Source organism: Chroococcidiopsis sp. SAG 2025 (assembly GCF_032860985.1).
In the GTDB taxonomy this organism is placed as follows: Bacteria; Cyanobacteriota; Cyanobacteriia; order Cyanobacteriales; family Chroococcidiopsidaceae; genus Chroococcidiopsis.
Genome location: NZ_JAOCNC010000001.1, coordinates 1,240,238 through 1,260,947 on the forward strand (window position 1 = coordinate 1,240,238; position 20,710 = coordinate 1,260,947).

20 protein-coding genes and 2 pseudogenes are annotated in these 20,710 nt (G+C 45.4%); 10 read left to right on the forward strand and 12 right to left on the reverse strand.

Annotated features, from left to right (window positions below):
• Positions 1 to 258 precede the first annotated feature (258 nt).
• Positions 259 to 1,926, forward strand: coding sequence for an alpha-amylase family glycosyl hydrolase (locus tag N4J56_RS05935; RefSeq protein WP_317110581.1), 1,668 nt, complete (start codon positions 259 to 261; stop codon positions 1,924 to 1,926).
• A gap of 123 nt (positions 1,927 to 2,049) precedes the next feature.
• On the opposite strand, the gene N4J56_RS05940 is transcribed toward N4J56_RS05935, so the two are convergent.
• From N4J56_RS05940 to N4J56_RS05955, 4 genes are all read right to left on the reverse strand, one after another.
• Positions 2,050 to 3,216: a hypothetical protein gene (locus N4J56_RS05940; RefSeq protein WP_317105618.1), complete on the reverse strand. Its 1,167-nt coding sequence runs from the start codon at positions 3,214 to 3,216 to the stop codon at positions 2,050 to 2,052.
• A 259-nt stretch (positions 3,217 to 3,475) separates the two neighbouring features.
• Positions 3,476 to 4,063: a class I SAM-dependent DNA methyltransferase gene (locus tag N4J56_RS05945; protein WP_317105619.1), complete on the reverse strand. Its 588-nt coding sequence runs from the start codon at positions 4,061 to 4,063 to the stop codon at positions 3,476 to 3,478.
• On the reverse strand, positions 4,060 to 4,875 hold the full coding sequence (locus N4J56_RS05950; protein WP_317105620.1) for a PIG-L deacetylase family protein: 816 nt from the start codon (positions 4,873 to 4,875) through the stop codon (positions 4,060 to 4,062). The genes N4J56_RS05945 and N4J56_RS05950 overlap by 4 nt, the downstream gene beginning before the upstream one ends.
• On the reverse strand, positions 4,859 to 6,085 hold the full coding sequence (locus N4J56_RS05955) for an acyl-CoA dehydrogenase family protein (RefSeq protein WP_317105621.1): 1,227 nt from the start codon (positions 6,083 to 6,085) through the stop codon (positions 4,859 to 4,861). Before N4J56_RS05955 ends, N4J56_RS05950 begins: the two co-directional genes overlap by 17 nt.
• 212 nt (positions 6,086 to 6,297) lie before the next feature.
• On the opposite strand from N4J56_RS05955, the gene N4J56_RS05960 reads away from it, so the two are divergent.
• Together N4J56_RS05960 and N4J56_RS05965 are read left to right on the forward strand one after the other, a co-directional pair.
• A complete protein-coding gene (locus tag N4J56_RS05960; RefSeq protein WP_317105622.1) occupies positions 6,298 to 6,654 on the forward strand; it encodes a hypothetical protein in 357 nt (118 codons plus the stop codon).
• Between the two features lie 75 nt (positions 6,655 to 6,729).
• A complete protein-coding gene (locus N4J56_RS05965; protein WP_317105623.1) occupies positions 6,730 to 7,821 on the forward strand; it encodes a spore photoproduct lyase family protein in 1,092 nt (363 codons plus the stop codon).
• 128 nt (positions 7,822 to 7,949) lie between these two features.
• On the opposite strand, the gene N4J56_RS05970 is transcribed toward N4J56_RS05965, so the two are convergent.
• From N4J56_RS05970 to N4J56_RS05980, 3 genes are all read right to left on the reverse strand, one after another.
• A complete protein-coding gene (locus tag N4J56_RS05970) occupies positions 7,950 to 8,147 on the reverse strand; it encodes a hypothetical protein (RefSeq protein ID WP_317105624.1) in 198 nt (65 codons plus the stop codon).
• A 73-nt stretch (positions 8,148 to 8,220) separates the two neighbouring features.
• On the reverse strand, positions 8,221 to 8,691 hold the full coding sequence (locus tag N4J56_RS05975) for a phosphate-starvation-inducible PsiE family protein (protein ID WP_317105625.1): 471 nt from the start codon (positions 8,689 to 8,691) through the stop codon (positions 8,221 to 8,223).
• A 26-nt stretch (positions 8,692 to 8,717) separates the two neighbouring features.
• Complete coding sequence (locus tag N4J56_RS05980) at positions 8,718 to 9,389, reverse strand: DUF1614 domain-containing protein (RefSeq protein ID WP_317105626.1); 672 nt, start codon at positions 9,387 to 9,389, stop codon at positions 8,718 to 8,720.
• A 279-nt stretch (positions 9,390 to 9,668) separates the two neighbouring features.
• On the opposite strand from N4J56_RS05980, the gene N4J56_RS05985 reads away from it, so the two are divergent.
• The gene (locus N4J56_RS05985; protein ID WP_410500432.1) at positions 9,669 to 11,075 is read left to right on the forward strand and encodes a cytochrome P450; all 1,407 of its coding nucleotides are present in this window, start codon (positions 9,669 to 9,671) and stop codon (positions 11,073 to 11,075) included.
• A 17-nt stretch (positions 11,076 to 11,092) separates the two neighbouring features.
• Here N4J56_RS05985 and N4J56_RS05990 read toward each other — a convergent pair whose 3' ends face one another.
• The gene (locus tag N4J56_RS05990; protein ID WP_317105628.1) at positions 11,093 to 11,608 is read right to left on the reverse strand and encodes a ComEA family DNA-binding protein; all 516 of its coding nucleotides are present in this window, start codon (positions 11,606 to 11,608) and stop codon (positions 11,093 to 11,095) included.
• A gap of 67 nt (positions 11,609 to 11,675) precedes the next feature.
• A complete protein-coding gene (locus N4J56_RS05995) occupies positions 11,676 to 12,110 on the reverse strand; it encodes an NINE protein (RefSeq protein WP_317105629.1) in 435 nt (144 codons plus the stop codon).
• Positions 12,111 to 12,356: 246 nt separating this feature from the next.
• On the opposite strand from N4J56_RS05995, the gene N4J56_RS06000 reads away from it, so the two are divergent.
• From N4J56_RS06000 to N4J56_RS06010, 3 genes are all read left to right on the forward strand, one after another.
• A complete protein-coding gene (locus tag N4J56_RS06000) occupies positions 12,357 to 12,680 on the forward strand; it encodes a DUF1825 family protein (RefSeq protein WP_039715768.1) in 324 nt (107 codons plus the stop codon).
• Positions 12,681 to 12,875: 195 nt separating this feature from the next.
• Entirely contained in the window at positions 12,876 to 13,850 is a 975-nt protein-coding gene (locus N4J56_RS06005; protein WP_410500301.1) for an isoaspartyl peptidase/L-asparaginase, read from the forward strand.
• A complete protein-coding gene (locus N4J56_RS06010) occupies positions 13,837 to 13,998 on the forward strand; it encodes a hypothetical protein (protein WP_317105631.1) in 162 nt (53 codons plus the stop codon). The genes N4J56_RS06005 and N4J56_RS06010 overlap by 14 nt, the downstream gene beginning before the upstream one ends.
• A 21-nt stretch (positions 13,999 to 14,019) precedes the next feature.
• On the opposite strand, the gene glmU is transcribed toward N4J56_RS06010, so the two are convergent.
• Positions 14,020 to 15,402: a bifunctional UDP-N-acetylglucosamine diphosphorylase/glucosamine-1-phosphate N-acetyltransferase GlmU gene (gene glmU / locus N4J56_RS06015; protein ID WP_317105632.1), complete on the reverse strand. Its 1,383-nt coding sequence runs from the start codon at positions 15,400 to 15,402 to the stop codon at positions 14,020 to 14,022.
• Between the two features lie 224 nt (positions 15,403 to 15,626).
• Between glmU and N4J56_RS06020 the strand changes: the two are divergent.
• The 3 genes and pseudogenes from N4J56_RS06020 to N4J56_RS06030 form a co-directional block, all read left to right on the forward strand.
• Positions 15,627 to 16,571: pseudogene (locus tag N4J56_RS06020) on the forward strand (HAD-IC family P-type ATPase); the annotation flags it as partial.
• Positions 16,572 to 16,651: 80 nt separating this feature from the next.
• Positions 16,652 to 17,920: an IS701 family transposase gene (locus N4J56_RS06025; protein ID WP_317104593.1), complete on the forward strand. Its 1,269-nt coding sequence runs from the start codon at positions 16,652 to 16,654 to the stop codon at positions 17,918 to 17,920.
• Positions 17,921 to 17,988: 68 nt separating this feature from the next.
• Positions 17,989 to 19,092, forward strand: a pseudogene (locus N4J56_RS06030) (HAD-IC family P-type ATPase); the annotation flags it as partial.
• A 526-nt stretch (positions 19,093 to 19,618) separates the two neighbouring features.
• On the opposite strand, the gene N4J56_RS06035 reads toward N4J56_RS06030, so the two are convergent.
• Entirely contained in the window at positions 19,619 to 19,906 is a 288-nt protein-coding gene (locus N4J56_RS06035; protein ID WP_317105635.1) for a hypothetical protein, read from the reverse strand.
• A 34-nt stretch (positions 19,907 to 19,940) separates the two neighbouring features.
• Positions 19,941 to 20,684, reverse strand: a complete 744-nt coding sequence (locus N4J56_RS06040) for a DevA family ABC transporter ATP-binding protein (protein WP_317105636.1) — start codon at positions 20,682 to 20,684, stop codon at positions 19,941 to 19,943.
• Positions 20,685 to 20,710 lie beyond the last annotated feature (26 nt).

The window sequence follows — 20,710 nt, forward strand, 5'->3', positions numbered from 1 at the left end:
AAGGCGAATAGAATTACGCAGCTAGACAAACAAAGTCCGCCTGCGCGGACTTACGGAAAACTAAGTTTTCAAACCCGCGCACCATTCGGGTTTTGTCTGTGTAATCGCAAATTCTATTCGCTTTTATAAAAAGTTTTATAAAACTTTTATAAAACGGTAAAATTGCTTGATGTCATTCTCTAGTATGACGCGATCGCCCGATAGCTGTGGAGAAAATTGTCGTATTTTGTCATACGCAACAGTTAATCGGGTATGGTAATGAAAAATTATCAAGAATTCTCGCTCTTTGCTCCCTACAACAACGCAGTAAATTTGATTGGATCTTTCTCTAACTGGCAAGAGATTCCCATGATAAAGGGCGAGGACGGATATTTTCGCACCCAAGTAGAACTAGAAGATGAGGTGTATCAATATAAATTTCGCCTGCAAACCAAAAGCCCCAATTTTAAGCCTGATGAATGGATAGAGGCGATCGATCCTTACGCTACAAATGTCGATCGCGACAACCAAAATAGTATCGTACGGATTAAAGACGGGAAAAAAATTGTCGATGATTACGTTTGGCAACACGATGACCAACCTTTGCCGACCAATCGCGAATTAATTATTTACGAACTTCATATTGCTGATTTTTCTGGGGGAGAGGGTGACGAACAAAATCATGGTAAATTTCAAGATGTCATTGAAAAGCTAGATTATCTCAGCGAATTGGGAATTAATGCAATTGAATTCATGCCTGTGAATGAATTTCCTGGGGATTATAGCTGGGGTTATAAAGTTCGTCATTTCTTTGCTACCGAATCTAGCTATTGTTCTAGTTATGAATACAAGCAGTTAATTGATGAATGCCATGCTAGAGGTATGCGCGTTCTCATGGATGGCATTTACAACCATTCTGATGAAGAATGTCCGTTATTACTCATCGATCGCAACTATTGGTATTACCCCTCAGCTAAAAATCCCAACGATTCTAGTAATTATTGGGGACCCGAGTTTAATTACGAAAAATCCGACGACGATTTAGGTATTCGTCCAGCTTGGAAATTTATTGGTGACGTGGTAAGCTACTGGATTCAAGAGTTTCACCTCGACGGTATTCGTTTTGATGCCGTCGCCCAGTTAAATAACAACGATTTTTTCCACTGGATTACTCAGGAAGCCAGAAACGTTGCTGGTTCCAAGGCTTTTTACAATGTGGGCGAACGCATTCCCGAATCGCCCGATCTCGTCGGCTTAAAAGGACCGATGGATGGCTGTTGGCACGAAAGTTTTCGTTATTTCATCATCCCTTACATCAGCGGCGAACAATTCGATCTCAACAAACTCAAAGAAGTATTGGATGGAAAGCCCCAGGGCTACGAAGATGCTACCAATATGGTGAATTACCTTGCCAGTCACGATCGCAACCATCTAATGGTAGAGTTAGGCGATCGCGGTATCTTTGATGATGCTGCTTTTGCACGGGTCAAATTAGCGGCAGTTTTACTCATGACAGCAGTAGGCATACCGATGATTTGGATGGGGGAAGAATTCGGGATGCCTTCTCGTCAAACCCCTAATCGACCGAATAAACTGGACTGGTCTTTATTAGAGAGCGATCGCAATCAAGATTTATTGTTATACTACAAGCGCTTAATTGCCTTACGCAAAGAACATCCTGCTGTCCAAAGTAACAATATCGAATTTTTTCACGAAAACCCAGATGCGAAAGTTTTGGCTTACGTGCGTTGGAACGATGCAGGCGATCGAGTTGTAGTTGTAGCTAATTTTTCTAACCAGTTTTTAGCTGGCTATCAAGTTACCAAGTTTCCCGCTACGGGGAAGTGGTACGAGTTGACTCATAATTATGAGGTTGAAGCTACTAATAACGGTGCAACTGTTGATTTAGCAGAATCCGAAGCGAAAGTATTTGTCTTGATGAGCTAGTACTGAGCGAATGGAATTCGCGGCTACACAGACAAAACCCGCCTGCGCGGGTTAATAGCACTAGTAGGGGCGCACAGCTGTGCGCCCCTACAATCTGCGTCTTTCACAGTAAATTCTATTTGCTTAGAAGCGGAAAATAGCTGCTGCTGGGGCTGAGGTAGGTAAATCCTCTGGTGCAAGAGCATAAACCGTACCACCATTCAAAAGAGTGTAGACGGCAGCAAAATCGAGCAGATCTTCATCATCTGGTTCTGGTTCTGAGTGTAAATTTACTGCCATTGTCTCTGTATTGAAATCACCCCAAAGCTGGCGATCGCTAGCGACAAAGAGAGAATCTACTCGTTGGTAATAAGCGGCGGGAACGATTTCTGTTAAGTCGTCAGAAGCCTTGCCCGTACTAGCTCCTGCTAATTCTTGATATCGCTCCATTGCCTGCTGCTGTGCCTGGAGAAACTGCGGTTCTACCAATGACCAAGCGCGATCGCGAAGTTCTTCTGGCTTGACAATATCGACATTGACATTGATGCCTTCTTCTACCAAATGTTGGTAGCTATTAGCTTGGCGATAAATGGCAAATAGATATTCTACACCTGCTAGGACAAGAGGGGCTGATGCAGTTTTTAGTTTTGGGTGTAAAGCGCGATCGATTAAATGGAAGAATTGTAAGATATCCTTCTGGTTTTCGTCGCGATCGGGGCTTCCTTGACCGTGAAATTCGCCAGGTTGTGATGCTGGATTAGTTCCTCTGCCTGTAGCATTTCGCTGTTGTCCTTCTCCAGCAGTTTCGTCGTATTGCAGTGCTGTTTGTAAATCTTTGGGTAGATTTTCCACCTCAATTTCTTTGATGCTGTAGCGCGTCCCTTGGAAAAATCTAACGTTATCTTGACTCAGCGCCAGCACGTAAAATCGCCCATTATTTTGAATCAGGGGTAGTAGCGGTTTGAGGTGAAATTGACCATCGACTACTACAATTTCTGGAACTTCATCAGGCAGTAGATAGTAACGGAAGACATTTGAGGAAATAAAGATAACTAGTCCCCGCTCTTGATTTTCTTCCCAAAATTCAGGTGTATCTAGTTCGTGGGCAGCTTTGAGAAAGTCTACTGCTTCTGTATGGCGGATTCCTATTGCATCCAAGCGTTCCTCAGCTTGACGAATGAGATTTTTAAACCGAATTGGATTTTGTCTGACCTCTGTACTTCCTTTTTGCATTGGCATATACAAGGAAACACAGGGAGTTTTAGCGTCTGCAACTAAATTTTTGAGTTCATCTACAGTTAATAAAGGCATATGCAAAAATTGTCATTGTTCATGGGTTATCGATCGCTTGCGGTTAGGAATCACAAATGACCCTTGAAATAGCGATCGCAATTCCAGTACTGGTTGTTATAGTTCTATTTCAATGCGAGACTCGTCAGCCTTCATCACTCTCTAGTGTGGAGATCTGCTTTTGCGTCTTCCTTTCTTTTGAAGGAGGCTAATACGAAGCCGGAAGTCAACAGTCAGAAGTCGGAAGTCATAACACCACTCACAAATGAGCAACTACCAACTACCAACTACCAACTTTCTCAAATAAATCGAGCCGATATTGTTCTTCTCTCTGTGCTTTGAGATGACGCAGTTGAGTAGGAACGAGTTCTAAAAATGCTTCGTGGACTTCATCGCCGCTGAGTGGATAGTCTTTGGCGTAAAGAGTCCAGTGAACTAAGAGTAAATGTCCGCCTGGTTCTAGGTGAGACAGAATTAGTTGTTGTGCTTTGCGTAAGTCTTCCCAACACCAATAATATCCGACTTCGGAAACTAGAGTTAGATCGAAAGTTTCATCGGGGTATTCTTGCGGTACTCCCATGAGTTGCAAGCGGACGTGTGGGAGAGATTCGCAACGTTTTATAGCACGGTTTAAGGCTGGTTCCGATAAGTCTACAGATAATATGCGATCGCAACGATTGGCTAATCTTGCGGTTAAGACTCCGATCGAACAGCCAATTTCAAATGCAGAATGATAGCGCGGTTTGGGTAAAGCGGCGATCGTGGCAGCATATTTATCGGCTTCGTATTTGCTGGTTTCAAATTTCCACGGATCGGGATCGGCGTTGTAAAGATTGTCAAAGTAACTGGCTGGTAAGGATTGTTTCATAGTTCTTCTATATACACTTCCCAAGGACGGGTAAAATTTGCCAGCATTTCTGGCGTGAGACGAAAGCCTTCTGGATCGTCATCAATTAGATTTGTTGTCTGAGAACGATACGCCGCGATCGCCTGTTTTTTCACTTCGACAACATCGCTGATATCTAACCGCCATGCTGTAATGCGATTGCTTGTTGCTAGATCGCTTCTTTGTGTTTCATCCCAATCCCAAATCGGGTATTCAATGAATCGAGGTGTAAGGCTTTGCGCTTCTACCAAGGCACGATGGACGATCTGCCAGGTAGCGCGGTGATCGGGGTGAGGATCGAATCGCCAGGGAAGAAAAATTGTATCTGGTTTTAGTGCAGTAATGCGATCGCGACACATTTCGACTGCTGCTGCAAAATTAGGCTTTTCTGGAGTGGGAATTGCCCCATCCGGTAATCTGAGAAAATCTACCGCAGATGCCTCTATGCCTAAAGTCGCTGTAGCAGTGCGGGTTTCGGCTTCTCGCAGCGATCGCAATTTAGCCGCGGGATACTGGCGCGATCGCGGGTGAGACATGGTACCATCGCTGATAACTAAAACATTGACCCGACACTCTAGAGATTGTAATAGGGCGATCGCGCCTCCACAACCTAAAGTTTCGTCGTCGGGATGGGGTGCAACTACCAGTACAGATTTCGCGATCGTCCCTTGTGCCTTGGTAGGGGCGCACGGCTGTGCGCCCCTATACGCAGATTTGCTGGCAATTTCAGCCACACTACACCAAGGTAATATAGCCGGATCGCTAAACAGCGACTTGTTAGTTATCGGACTCATAAGACCAGAGAGAGTGTGCAGGCACGGATTCAGATAGGGCATACTGTCCGACATTAGCGATCGCCGCATCAAATGCAGGTTGACGCAGATACAATGTCAGATCTCGAATAATCCGTTCCATTGGAATTGGTGGTAGTAAACCCCGCGTCCCAACACAGCGTTCGCACAGTTGAATTGCATCCATGCAGATTTGCTCGATCGCCGTGCGTACCATATTGGCGTATGCTACTAACTTATCTGCTTGTTCGTTGGAGGTATTGGCATCACCAGCAAAAGTAGGGGCGTATGCTTTGACTAAATCTGCTGCGCCACGCAACCATAGATTACCGCTTTCAATGGCGATCGCCATTTGCCCCACCCGCGTCTGTTGATATGGATCGAGAGTTCTGCCTAATTTGTCGAGATACTTGCGGGTTTCGTTAAATAATGCCTCTGCCCCACCTAGCTGTACGGCAGCAAACCGAATGACTCCTGTTGTCAGCCAAGGTTGTCTGTAGTAGTCTCCTGGTTTGCCAATCAGCGCCCCAGCATCCAGTTCTACCCCACTAAAATCTACCTTAAAGCTTGCCGTTGCCCGCATTCCTGAAGGTTGCCACCAAGCCGGATCGCTGACTGTAGCAACTTCTTCCATTGGGACGATACACATTTGCCAGCTACTATCTGGTAAAGCACCACTAGCAAAAGGACGTTCTACGTAGCCAGAACCAGAGGCAAAGGTTTTCGAGCCTTGCAACTGATATTTGCCATCTCCCATTGGGAATACTTTTACGCCATCGCTAGCTTCTGCATTCCACACGCCAAATATTTTATGGCGATCGCGGGCATCGCTGGCATACGCTTCGATTTGTGCTTGCGTCCCAAATGTTTGAATTAATTGTAAGGCGTTGACGTGTCCCTCATAGATCCGCCCCACGGCAAGATTGCCCCGTCCGATGTGTTTGAGCAATTGCAACGTTTCCCAGGTGCGGCTAGAGTCAATTCCTAACCCCAGTCCGCCTAATTCTGGTGGTAAAGGTGCTGCTAGCAAACCAGCTTGGGAGATCGAGTCAAATTCTTTGACTGGAAAGGCTCCATTGACATCAATTGCCGCAGCATTGCTGGCACAGAAATCGGCAATTTCCTCAGCTTTGACTAATACTTCAACCAGAGATAACTTTTGTTGACCGATCTCATTGGTTGATAGTGGCGCGATCGTATCTACTTTCCTCACTGGTTTTATCTGCAAACATCTATAAATGATGATGTATTCAGATTAACTAGAAAACATCTATCTTCTGACTCGATCCATCCGCTACTAAAGAAATATTGCTTAACGGTTAGCACTACTAAAAACTCGTAAAACCCGCTCTATAGATACAGTCCAGGCATATCCTACCTTTGTCATAATAGATATATCACATCAGACAGCTTTAGATCCACTACATGAAAATACAGTCATCGGTGTTAGTACACCTCGGCTATGGCAAGTACGTCCGTTCCGATAAGGTGACATCGATTGTACCTATCGAGGAAGATCGGGGACCAGGACGACGGACATACATACACCTTGAAGGGCAAGTCGATCCGGTTGTGGCTTCGCGTGCAGAAGACTCAATTGTTAGAGATTTAGTCCAAGAGCCACGCGACATTACCCAGTCTCGCCAGCAACAAGAGATATTACAAGATTTACTCATCGATCTGCAAAATATCAACCCGACTATTCGCCGGATTGTCCGCGATGAAGGTGAGTTAGATCTCGATCGCCTAGAACGAAGAATCAAGGGAGCGATCGAAGAATAGAGACGTTGAATGTTATGTAGAGACGTTACATGTAACGTCTCTACATCGGGCAAATAATATCAGACTTTTTCCAGCATGACGATCGCACAAGACAAATTCAATCAACCGTCTTCGCAGATGCAAGTCCGTTCGGCACGATTGTGGATGCCAGAACGAGTTATGTTTACTCCCGCCGCTTTAGAAGAACCCTACGCTCAGCAAATTTTAGCACTGGTACAGGCGCTCAACCTACCAGTAGAAGAATTACCGCGTAACCGTTTGACAGGTTTAAGGGGAGAGAGCGATCGCGAAACCTACGATATTGCCAAGCGCACCCTTGCCGTTGTCACCGCACCACCAAGTGCTTTGAAACTCAGTCCCATTCCTCCTTCAGCAGACTGGCAGTTTCATCTGGCTGAAGGCTGTCCGGCACACTGCCAATATTGTTATTTAGCTGGAAGTTTGCAAGGACCACCAGTCATTCGCGTTTTTGCCAACTTACCACAGATTTTAGCCAATACCGCATCCTACGAGCAGCAAGGAAAAGCAACTAGTTTTGAGGTGAGTTGCTACACAGATCCTTTAGGGATAGAGCATCTCACGGGTAGTCTAGCTGAATGCATCCGCCACTTCGGGACGCGCCAAGATGGATATCTGCGTTGGGTATCGAAATTTGATAACGTAGATAGCTTACTAGAGCTGCCTCACAACGGTCATACTCGCTGTCGTGTCAGCGTTAACGCCGCACCTATATCGGGAAGATTTGAGGGTGGTACGGCTTCTGTAGGCGCGAGATTGCAGGCGTTAAGAAAGCTAGCATTACCGCGATCGCAAGGTGGTGGCGGTTATCCTGTTGGGTTAGTCATTGCACCCATTATGGATATGGAAGACTGGGAATCGCATTACACTCAGTTATTTGATGCGATTAGCGCAGCATTAGATTTCGAGTGCGACTTGACTTTTGAGTTAATCTCCCACCGTTTTACTCCGGGTTCCAAAGAGGTTTTGCTTTCTTGGTATCCTCAAACCAAGTTGGATATGGACGAGTCAAAGCGCAGCGTCAAGCGCAATAAGTTTGGTGGTACGAAATACGTATACGATTCTGACACGATGAGAGAGTTACGCAGATTTTTCGAGCGCCAAATTCAACAGCGTTTTCCTCAAGCAAAAGTTTTGTATTGGACTTAATTTTTCATTTGTCATTGGTCATTCGTCATTTGTCATTAGCGAGTGGTGCGTGGTGCGTGAAATACCTTTAACTCCTGGCTCCTCAGTTTTGACTTTTGACTTTTGACTTTTGACTTTTGACTGACTTCTCATAAATGTTCTTTAGCCTTTTCATAGGCTATTTTTTGTTCTGGGGTTGCTGAGCTTAGACATTCTGCATGAATGCGTTCTAAATTGTCGAGATATTCTTTGTTTTGGCTCAATACTGAATTGTCGCGAGTTGAGTTAATTAGAGCTAGTTGCGCTCTTAATGGCAATTTACGAAAGGCTGCTAAACGGTTTTCCATACTCATTTTTCAAGTCATTTCATGGGGTCAATATTTACTGATACTCGCTGACCATCGCTTAGTTTGACAATAATTATTTTTCTGGCTTTGCTGATTCTACTGGAGAACTCATAGGGCGATCGTATATGCGTGACATCCAAGCTCGAACTAAGAGTAGTAATCCCAGCACGGTTAAGAAACTACAAACTCCTATCATCTGACTACTAGAAATTTCTAGTACACCCCGTAGAATTATTTCTCGCAATGCAGAAACAATTGATACTTCAACTGCTACACCGACCGAAATTCGCTGCTGCTGTAAATAAATGATTAATAAACGAAATAATTCCACTAGAATTAGAATAAAAAGAATGTCAGAAGTGACGCGCTGAAATTCTAAAGGATGTAGCAGGGAGACAAACATATCTCCTAGCCGAATTATCATGACACAGAATAAACCAAAACATAAAGAGACTACAATAAAGTTCTGAATCGATTCTAAATTACGAATAATTTTTTCTATTTGAAACCAGTTGCCAAGCTGCATTTTGAATCGATACTCCATCTCTCCTAAGTTGTAGAATCTAGAAACTACGATAGCAAAAGAGTAAATAAACCACACAAGGCAATTCCGTCAAACACGCCAGCACCACCGATACTAAGAACTCCTGGTGTCATGCGCTGAATTTCTTTTAAGTGTAATATATCCGCACCGATTAAAGTTCCCAGCACCCCGCCAGCAAAGGCAACGGGTGCGGCGTGGATTCCTCTAGTGATGAAAGCAGACGCGATCGCGGCGGTTATTGGAGCCAGTAACGGATTCATCTGAATTCCGATTCCTGGTACGACACGAGCAGCGTAGTAACTCACAACTGTGACGAGCGCAGTGACTAAAACAATCGCTAGTGGATTAGCATGGCGAAATTGATATAAAGCTACGAGAACGGGAATTAAACCACCACCGATATTTAAAGCAACAATTGTTTTTTGATGAATGCGCGGTAGGGGAATACCGAAAAATTGTCGTACCCACAAATCGCTATAGTTATCGACAATTTCAATTTGAGATTCTACCTTGTACAAAGGAATATTGATTGTGCTACCAATAATTATTGCTGCCAATAAAAATAGAGCAGCATTGGCAGAAAACCCTAATTTTGCTACTGCTATTTGGACAACATCAAGCGTCAATGCGAACCAAATAAAAGGAAATACTAACAAAAGTAAAATAAACAACAAGATAGAAACAGGGAGGTAGAACATAACAGTTGTTAGTTGTTAGTTAATTCTGACTGATAACTTTTGACTTCTTCTCTTAGCACTGCTCGCTACTCACTTTCTCTGCCAGAAGTGTATCGTAATGAGGGTAAAGCGTGCATGAGGTGCGATCGCACTCATGGATTATCCAAATGCTACGCTTAGAGAGAATTAGAATAAGATAGTTACCATCGCTCGGCTACCGGGGTAGACTGCCAGAGCAATATCAACGAGAAATCCAACATCTTCTAAACTCACTACTCACTTCATATGAACCAAACGTCGATGCGATTACCTGATGGTCCCAGTGGTCCGCCTTGGCTGCGGAGACTGAGATTTATTAATTGGATCTTACGCCCGTTTGAGGTGATGGAAGCACGGGCGAAGAAGTATGGAGATATTTTTGCGATCGCCAAAAATGCCTCGCCATCGATGGTATATTTGAGCAATCCAGCAGCGATCGAGCAAGTTTTAGCTGCAAATCCAGAGTTGTTTGATACTAATAGCGGTAATGATATTTTACTACCGTTATTAGGAGCTAACTCGCTGATCTTACTCGGCGGGATGAAACACCAGCGTCAGCGTAAGTTATTAATGCCACCCTTTCACGGCGATCGCTTGCGGACTTACGGACAAACTATTTGGGATATTACGACACAAGTTACCAGTCAGTGGCGATCGGGACAATCGATAACCGTTCGTGCTGCGACACAAGAAATATCCATGCGCGTTATCCTCAGCGCCGTGTTTGGTTTGGATGGCGGGGAACGTTACGATCGCTTGCGAAAACTGCTCACCTCCCTGTTAGAAACCGTCAGTTCGCCTGTAAGTTCGATGGTGCTATTTTTTCCATCCCTCCAAAAAGATTGGGGAAAGTGGAGTCCTTGGGGGCTGTTTTTACAGATGAAACAGCAGATCGACGATCTGTTAGTTGTAGAAATTCAACAAAGACGTGTAGAGATGTTACAGGCAACGTCTTTACAGCGCGATGATATTCTGTCTTTACTACTAGCAGCGCGAGATGAAGCGGGTCAACCCATGACCGACGAGGAATTGCGGGACGAACTGCTAACTTTATTATTTGCCGGACACGAAACAACTGCTTCAGCACTTGCCTGGGCATTATATTGGCTCGATCGCCTGCCGGAAGTTAAAGAAAAGTTACAAGCAGAAATTGACTCGCTAGGAGACAATCCCGATCCGAGTGCGATCGCTAAACTACCATACTTGAATGCTGTTTGTTGCGAAACTCTCCGCATTTACCCAATCGCGATTAGTCCCTTCCCGCGCATTCTGAAAGTCCCGATGGAAATTGGCGGCTATCAGTTGGAGTCAGGTGCGATCGTGGTGATTTCTATTTATCTCACCCACCAGCGCGAGGATCTGTATCCTCATCCCAAACAATTCATTCCAGAACGGTTTTTAGAACGGCAATTTTCTCCTTACGAGTATTTGCCATTTGGTGGTAGCAATCGCCGCTGTATCGGTGCAGCTTTTGCCTTATTTGAGATGAAATTAGTATTAGCAAATATCCTATCAAATTACGATCTCAAATTAGCTAGTAACCGTCCCGTTAAGCCAACTCGTCGCGGTTTAACAGTTGCTCCGCCAGCTAATATGAAAATGGTCGTGCAACAAAAGTCAAAAGGGAAAAGTCAAAATTCAAAAGTATTGCTGACGAGCGATCGCTAAGCGACTTAAGAGGAAACTCAAAAACTTAAATAATGCATTAACTGAGAAATAATCTGACCTGGAAGGGACAGTCGTTTTTGAAAATCAACTAAATTTTGATAAGCACCAGCCATCTGACGATTTTCTACAACTGCTTGCGCTAATGCCAAATTCATAGTGGGAATTTGGATTAAATCTTCTACTGTCGCTGTATTGGGATTGAGGCGAAGCAGAGGAGAAGTCTCTGCATCGTAGTAACAGAATTTGAGGATTGGTGTCAAGGGTGCGAGGCGTTGTACGGGAACGCTCAAAGCAGCGGCAATATCTTCAATACAATAAAACTGTACCCCAGCATGGCTGAGTTGAACGAGCGATCGCGCTTGATGTATGGAAAGTCCCGGTAGCCTCAACCAGTCATCTACCGTTGCTTGGTTGACATCAATCTGAATTCCTAAAGACACCGCCACAGCAATTTCTTCTAATGATTGCAACCGATAATAGGGATCGTTCAGCAATCTATTGCGGATCGTTTGAATTTGCAGCCAACTGAGCATTGGGGAGTCGGGAGTTGGGAGTCGGGAGTCGGGGTGGTTTATTACCCATTACCCATTACCAATAAAATTATATTTGCTCTAATAACTGGCGGCGTTTTTGCTCAAATTCGTATTCCGAGATTAACCCCTCTTGGCGGAGATTGTCTAATTCTCTCATGGCATCTGCGATCGCGCTCACTCGGTCTGGCATGACTGTAGTTGAGGGGCGCTTCGATAAAATGGAAAAATTGGCAAGATTCGTCATGCCTGCTGCCGACATGCCCAATTCAGAATTAAAGTTAAGGTCAAATTCCTCATTGTCTTGAACTAAATACCAAAATCCTTCAATAGCGCTGGCGACGCGGGGAATAGGTGTCCACGAGAGCAGTAGATAAAGCAGTCCCCACAAAGGCTGTCCCAAGTAAAACTTGTGTAATCCAGCAATTGGCATCGGCAACACCGTACAAGCAAAAGCCAGAGTAGCAGCAACTTTACGATTTTTTTGTTGGCTGACGATGCTCATGAGGACAACTCCATAGGGAAGGGGGGTTAAGGTATTTTGCCAAGGCAGCGATCGCTTTTTTAACTACCTTATCTTCTATATTATTCATTCAATTATCAGGGAGCAGGGAGCAGGGAGTAGGGAGAAGAGAGCAGTGACCAATGACCAATGACCATGACTGCTGTATTAAATCGTCGTCTAAACTAGAATGATATTAGACGTACCTATAAAAACTTTGAGTGCCTCACTCAAATAATTACAAGTGTTATGGGATTTTTTGATTCTGATATAGTTCAACAGGAAGCCAAACAGCTGTTTGAGGATTATCAAGCGCTGATCAAGCTGGGGAACAGCTACGGCAAATTTGACCGCGAAGGAAAAAAGCTATACATCGATCAAATGGAAGCCATGATGGAGCGCTATCGGATTTTTATGAAGCGCTTTGAACTTTCAGAAGATTTCATGGCACAAATGACGGTAGAACAACTTAAGACTCAGCTCAATCAGTTTGGGATCACGCCGCAGCAAATGTTCGAGCAAATGCATAATACTTTGGAGCGGATGAAAGCAGAGCTAGAGAATCAGTCCTAATGAGGGGTAAGTCGTAGGGGCGGGTTCACAAAAGAAATCTGACTCTGACAAATATTTCAGGTAAACCCGCCCGTACAGTCGTAAGTCGTAAGTCGTAAGTGTTTTCTACTTACGGCTTTTGGCAACTGAGAACTAATCAACGATTGCTGGTCGCTGTTCTAGCCCCTTTGTGGTAGTTTTAAGCACGAAGACGAAATGGAGTTAGACGTGCAACCAAAAGTAATTATTCACGGTGGTGCAGGCAGTTCGCTACACGGCAAAGGTGGAGTAGAAGCAGTGAGGCGATCGCTCTACCCGGTTATTGAAGAGGTTTATGCTTTATTGCTGGCAGGTAAGAGTGCTTGCGAGGCAGTGGTACGCGGTTGTCAAATGTTAGAAGACGATCCCTTATTTAATGCTGGAACGGGATCGGTGCTGCAATCGGACGGACAAATTCGCATGAGTGCGGCGCTGATGGATGGTATTGCTCAAAGATTTAGCGGTACGATTAATGTCTCGCGAGTCCAGCATCCAATCGAACTAGCATTGTATTTACAAAACTCTCCCGATCGTGTGTTGTCAGACTTTGGGGCAGCAGAACTATTGCGAGAACTGCAACTGCCTAGCTACGATCCGATTACAGAGCGTCGTCTCAACGAATGGCTGCAAGAAAGGCAGGAAAATTTCACAAAGACGATGGCGGCGGTAGTGGCAGAAGTCGGGGTAGGAGACGATGCAGACACCGCAGTTGTCGATACGAGTGCTAGACGGGGAACAATTGGCGTAGTCGTGCTAGATAGCCAAGGAAAGCTAGCAGTTGGTACATCGACAGGTGGTAAGGGGTTTGAACGCATCGGGCGTGTCAGCGATTCTGCTATGCCTGCGGGAAATTATGCCACGGCACACGCTGCCGTAAGCTGTACGGGAATTGGCGAAGACATCATCGATGAGTGTTTAGCAGCGCGGATCGTCGTCCGCGTCACGGATGGAATGTCTTTGTTAGATGCGATGGAACGCACGTTCGCTGAAGCCACCGATCGCCAGCGAGACTTAGGGGCGATCGCCCTTGATGCTTCTGGTGCGATCGCCTGGGGAAAAACCAGCGACGTGATCTTGGCTGCTTTCCACGACGGCAACAAGATTGCTGACACTTTAGAGTTGCCCGTGGGGACGCAGGTTGGTTGTATTTGAGGGAGCAGGGAGCAGGGAGCAGGGAGCAGGGAGCAGAGGAGCAGAGGAGCAGAGGAGCAGAGGAGAAGTCAGAAGCGATCGCACACCACGCACCACTCACTACACCCCACACCCTACACCCCACACCCCACACCCTTTTTATTACTAGTCACCAGCTACTAATCACTAATCACTCCTTCGACTTCAGCCTCCAGCCAGGTTTGACAACCTGACGCGATCTGGCAATAACCAAACAATCGTCGGGTACGTCTTCGGTAATAGTCGAGCCTGCGGCAATGTTGACATCCTGTCCGATCTCGATCGGAGCGACGAGGACGCTATCAGCACCCGTCTTACTGCGATCGCCAATTTTAGTGGGATGCTTTTTTACACCATCGTAGTTAGCTGTAATCGTACCGCAACCAATATTGACTTTTTCCCCAATGGTGGCATCGCCTAAATACGATAAATGGGCAGCTTTGGTTTCTGCCCCCAATTTCGTATTTTTCAATTCCACAAAATTGCCAATCCGACAACCCGCACCAACTTCAACCTGACCTCGTAGATGAGCGTAGGGACCGATTTGAGTTTCAGCACCAACAATGCTGTTGCTGACGACAGAATACATCGCCGTGACGTTTTCGCCAATCTGACTATTTTCTATGAGACTACCTGGTCCAATCCGACAGCCAGATGCGATCGCGGTTTGACCCCGTAGGTGGGTTTGTGGCTCAATGACAACATCTGGTTGAATTTTTACCGTGTCGTCAATTGTGACACTAGCTGGATCGATTAGCGTGACTCCTGCTGACATCCAATAGGACTTGATGCGTCTTTGTAAAATCTCGTAGGCAGTTGCTAGTTGCTCGCGATCGTTGACTCCCAAAATTTCTTGTTCGTCTTCGATATCAACTGCCATCGCGGGTTGGAGTAAATTTACGGCATCTGTCAAATAGTATTCTTTTTGGTCGTTGTTTGCTTGTAGTTGCGGTAGTACCTTCGCTAAATCTTGCCAGCGAAAACAGTATACCCCAGCGTTAACGCGACGATTTTGCTTTTGAGCTGCGCTACAATCGCGATCTTCAATAATTTGTTGGACGATGTTTTGACCGTTACAAAATACCCTTCCGTAACCTTGGGGATCGGAGAGTTGAGCGGTGAGAATGGTAGCAGCATGTTGGTGCTGTTTGTGGGTTTGAATCAACCGCTCTAGCGTTTGGGGTCGTAACAGGGGAACGTCACCATTCAACACCAATAAATCCCCTTGAAAGCCTTCTAAATGTGGCAGGACTTGCTGAATTGCATGACCCGTTCCTAATTGCTCGGTTTGTTCGACAAACTCCAACTTTGGCAGGGAATCAGAGACTAGCGAGCGGTTGGGATCTAAAAGAGCTGTCTTCACTTGCTCGGCTTGATATCCCACAATCACCAAAACTCGCTTGGGAGAGATTTCCAGACTACCCAGGATCGCTCGTTCGATCAGCGATCGCCCTCCGATTTGATGTAAGACTTTGGGCAACGTCGATTTCATTCGCGTACCGCGCCCAGCTGCCAAAATTGCTACCGCTACCATATGTTTAGACTTGGCTATCTGCTATTCGCCTATTCAAGGATAAAGGAATCGGTGACTAGTGACTAGTGACTAGTGACTGGTTATCAAGGAGCAGGGAGCAGGGAGTAGGGAGAAGAGAGCAGTGACCAATGACCAATGACCAATGACCAATGACCAACTACCAATGACTTGACATTGACATTGATGTCAAGGTTTAGGGTGAGAGGGTGTATGTGCAGTTGGCTATGACTTACTTCGCGATTACTCGTCTCCAAACCTTATCGAAAACTTTGTTTCAAGTTTTCAGTCGAGAACATCTAGATGCGATCGCCGCTTTTGTTTGCGCTGTATTGGTACTTTTGGGCTGGATAGCGCTCCAAATAGGTTGGCTCGGGCTGGGATTATTGTTACTACCAGCAGCATACGTTATCGGCGGGTATGAGAGCGCGAAGGAAGGGCTGACAACTCTGTGGCAAGAAAAAGAGTTGGATGTGGACTTGTTGATGATTGTCGCTGCTTTGGGGGCGGCGGGATTAGGTGTGTGGCGGCGGGAATATTACTTAATTGTCGATGGGGCAGTTCTAATTTTAATTTTTGCTATCAGTGGGGCGCTGGAAGGCTATGCAATGCAGCGCACGGAACGAGATATTCGCAGTTTGATGAGTCTGAGTAGCGATACAGCTAGGGTACTGGCTCGCGGACAGGAAAAGTTGGTTGATGTCGATCGGTTACAAGTTGGCGATCGCATTTTAGTTAAACCTGGGGAACTCATTCCCACCGATAGCATCATTCAAGAAGGTTACAGCACCCTCAACGAAGCAGCAATTACGGGGGAGTCTTTACCAGTAGAAAAGACTGTAGGGCATGAAGTTTTTGCAGGAACTTTGAACGGTAACAGGGCTTTAATTCTGCAAGTGCATCAGCCGCCGGAAAGCAGCCTAATTCAGCGCATCATTCAATTAGTCAAGCAAGCCCAAACAGAAGCACCTCCTTCACAAATGTTTATCGAACGCTTTGAGCGCGGCTATGCCAAAGTTGTCGTTCTCGCTGGGATTTTATTAGCAATTTTACCCCCGTTTATTTGGGGTTGGAATTGGGAAACAACAATTTATCGCGCCTTAATTTTTCTCGTTGTCGCCTCTCCCTGCGCGTTAATGGCAGCAATTATGCCGACATTGCTAATGGGACTTTGTAAGAAAGATGGAGCAAATTGAGCTAGAATGCGGGTAGGAGTTGCGTTTTACGTCAGTCTCGACAGGAGCAACGTAAGGTGAAAGATCAAGTACCAGCAGCGATGCCGCAGTGCTTTGAGAACTGGTGTCGTCGGTTTGATGATGTATTTTCGCGTCAGAAGCAGCGGCAGGAATTTCGTGTTTATCTAGGGGGACTGCTGGGTGAGAGTCAGCGCAAAAACCTGAGCCAACTGGTCACAAATACAGTAGATGGCTCCTACAACAGCCTCAGACATTTTCTCAACAATGCCCCTTGGGATGAAGTCAAGCTAAATAATCGGCGGTTGGAGGTGATGCACCAGTGTCGCCAGACGACCCCGAGTCAAGGTTTCACATTGATTGTAGATGATTCGGGACATCGCAAAAGTGGTGCGGCTACTGATGGGGTAGGACGGCAGTACATTGGGGAGATTGGCAAGACTGACAATGGTATTGTGCTGCTGACTACCTACTTGTATGATGGAGTGCGACGTCTGCCGTTAGATGTTGCACTCTATCAACACGCAAGTTTATTCGAGCAAGGCAAGGCAGACCCCAACTTCCAGAAAAAACCTGACCTGGCTCTAGACTTGGTTGACCAATGCTTGAAGCGCGGTTATCGACCGGGTGTGACTGTAATTGATGCAGGCTACGGTAATAACACGCCTTTTCTCAAGCAGTTGGAGTCGAGAAACCTAACTTACGTGGCAGCAATCGCCAAAAACCGCCAAGTTACTGCTCAAACATCAGGTGATGAGTCTGCTCGTAAGCAGGGATTAGAAGCTATTGCTCAAACCTTGGCAGTGGAGCAGTTCACACCTGTGCAACTCAATCTGGAGCAGCCCCGGACAGTTTGGGTGGCGCTGTTACCAGTTCACGTTCCGAAGCTCGAAGGCACTCGCTGGCTGGCGATTCAACTCAATGCCTCTAGTTTCGAGCAAGCGACGGAGGTGGATTACTTTCTCACCAATGCCTCTGACAACCAAGTCAGTGCGGCTTGGGTAGCTCAAACATATTCTGCTCGCAACTGGGTGGAGGTCTTCTATCGAGAAGCCAAGGGCTGGTTGGGTTTGAGTGAGTATCAAGTTCGGGATGCTCTGAGTATGAAGCGTCATTGGGTTTTAGTGTTCATCGCTTACACCTTCATCCTTTGGCATCAGTTGACCGGCGGATTCCGCAGACGTTGGGCAACCAAACCCTTACAAACCTTTGCCGAAGCATTGGAGGCATTCCGCACCGCAGTCGAGTTTCGTTTGGTCCGCTGGCTTAATGAGCATGTTGATGTATTTGCCTCTCACAGAGCTAAGTTCGGCTATATTTGGGCTTAGAAAGTTTTAAAGTCCCACTATCAGGAATTGCTAACGGTGCAAGACAGGGAATTTTATTTAAAAGTGGGGCGCAGTTAGAAATGATGGGAAAAGTGCGAGCGATCGCATTTGATAAAACTGGAACTCTCACCACGGGTAAATTAGCAGTCACAGAAGTTATCCCTACCACTGGGCATTCAGTCGATGAAGTTTTACAAATTGCTGCTGCTTTAGAAGCCTATTCCGAACATCCTATCGGACAAGCGATCGTCACCGCTGCCCAACAAAAACAAATTGCGATCGTCCCTGCCGTTGGCGTATATTCTCACCCAGGACAAGGAATTATTGGCGAAGTTCGTCAACAGCAAGTCCTAGTAGGAAAATTTGATTTTTTAATTCAAAATTCAAAATTCAAAATTCAAAATTTGGATTTAACGAATAACTCTTCTGTACGGGCGGGTTTAGCAGATAGCTTGACAATTCAAGCCTACGATTTTTGGTCAAAACCCGCCCCTACAACTCCCGACTCCCGTACGGGCGGGTTTCTAAACTCGCCCCTACCGACTCCCGAACTATCCCAATACCTCGAAGCTGAAGGCAAAACCGTCATCTGGGTAGCACGAGAAAGTGAAATCATCGGGATTGTGGCTGTAGCCGACACTCTACGTCCCAAAGCTGCTGAAGTCATCAAGCACCTGAAACAATTAGGAATTGAGGAAACGATCGTCCTAACGGGCGATAATCAGCGTACAGCCGAGCGCATTGCTCGATCTGTCGGAATCGATCGCGTTTATGCTGAATTATTACCCGAAGATAAAGTCACAGTTATTCGTCAGCTTCAAAGCCAATATCAAACTGTAGCTATGGTAGGAGATGGCATCAACGACGCACCAGCCTTAGCTCAAGCATCGGTAGGTATTGCTATGGGCGTGACTGGTAGCGATGTTGCTTTAGAAACCGCCGATCTTGTTTTGATGGCAGATCGTTTAGAAAAATTAGTAGTAGCAATTCATTTAGGTCGTCGATCGCAAAGAATTATCAAACAAAATATTACCTTTGCTCTCAGCTTTATCGTGTTACTACTCATTGCTAATTTTACTGGCAACATGAATCTGCCAATTGGCGTAATTGGTCATGAAGGATCGACTGTCATTGTGACTTTGAGTGGCTTAAGATTGTTAAGAAATTGGTAATGGGTAATGGGTAATGGATAATTGGTGGTTGATGGTTGACAGTAGACGCTGGCGCTACACTGCGTGAAGACAGTAAACGCTCCGCTACACTGCGTGAAGACATTTCTTGCTCCTGAAGCCCCTGAAGCTTCCTCTGCTCCCTGCCCCTCTGCTCCCCGCTCCCTACTCCCTACTCCCTGCTCTCTAATAGAAATTTCTAAATTAACGATATAACTAGAATCCAAATTGAAAAGATTAAACATGCAATAATTAATCTTGGCTCAGAGAACATAATTAACCCGATTAAACCCAGACATCCTAAAATAGCTCCGTAGACAAGACCCATCTCGAACAGATGTTTATCTTCATCTTCGCTCTTTCGGGTCATGGCTAAGCTATTAGTAGAAATATTGAGTTGTAGAAATATCGAGTTGTAGATGCGATCGCGCCTGACTTTGATAAATTAATTAATTCAAATACTTTATTTATACTACGTATTTGCTAGTGAGTCTAGCCAGATTGTCAAGCTCATCACATGTATCATTAACTACTTAACCTTAATAGATAACATCCGCTCTAGCAGTGCAACTTTTTGCAAACGGGCAAATGCTCTATTTCTCTGCTGCTGACGATGATAGTGTCGGCGTAACTTTCTAGTAACGAGTATTGATACGAGCATAAATATTGGTAATATGACAATTGCCGATGGAATCAGCAAATCGTTGTGACTGGTTTGCGTGTCTGCGTTAGATTTGCTACAAGTTTCCTGCCAAGTTTTAGTATTTGCCCAAGCTTTAGGCGTTTGGCAGATATTAGCAGCGTATAGATTATCCACTTTTGATGCTCCTGGGTAGTGACTCCATATATATCTACTCACCCAAGACAGCTGAATTCGGATTATTGGCTAAACAACCATCTTCCATGTAAACAATGCGATCGGCGATGTCGAGAATGCGGTTATCGTGGGTGACAAGCAGGATAGTACAACCTTGTTCCTTTGCCAAACGCTGCATAATCTCCACCACATCACGCCCAGATTTTTTATCAAGTGCGGCTGTGGGTTCGTCTGCTAACACAATTTTAGGATGACTCACTAACGCACGAGCGATCGCCACTCGTTGTTTTTGTCCTCCTGAGAGGTTTTCTGGATAATAATCAACTCGATGTCCCAAACCAACGCTTTCTAGCATGGCTGTGGCTTTAGCGTTTAAATCTTCAGCAAGATAGCGATCGTGCAATTCTAAAGACATTCTTACGTTTTGTTTCGCAGTCAGAAATGACATCAGATTGTGTGCTTGAAAGATATATCCAATTTGGCAGCGTAACCGAGTTAATAGTTTTTTGTTTGCCCCACGAATTTCCTGTCCGAGTATTTTCAAACTACCTTCTTGAGCCGATCGCAACCCTCCCATCAGGCTTAATAAAGTTGTCTTACCAGAACCAGAAGGTCCGGTCATAATAATAATTTCTCCAGGCATAATCTCCAAATTAATATCAAATAAAACTTGTTTTTTTAGTTCGCCTTGTCCGAAGTAGTGGTTGAGATTTTGGATAGAAATAACGGGAGTCGAGAGTCGGGAGTCGGGAGTCGGGAGTGGAGCTGTAATATTCATTGTTTAGTTAACGGTGAATAACAAAT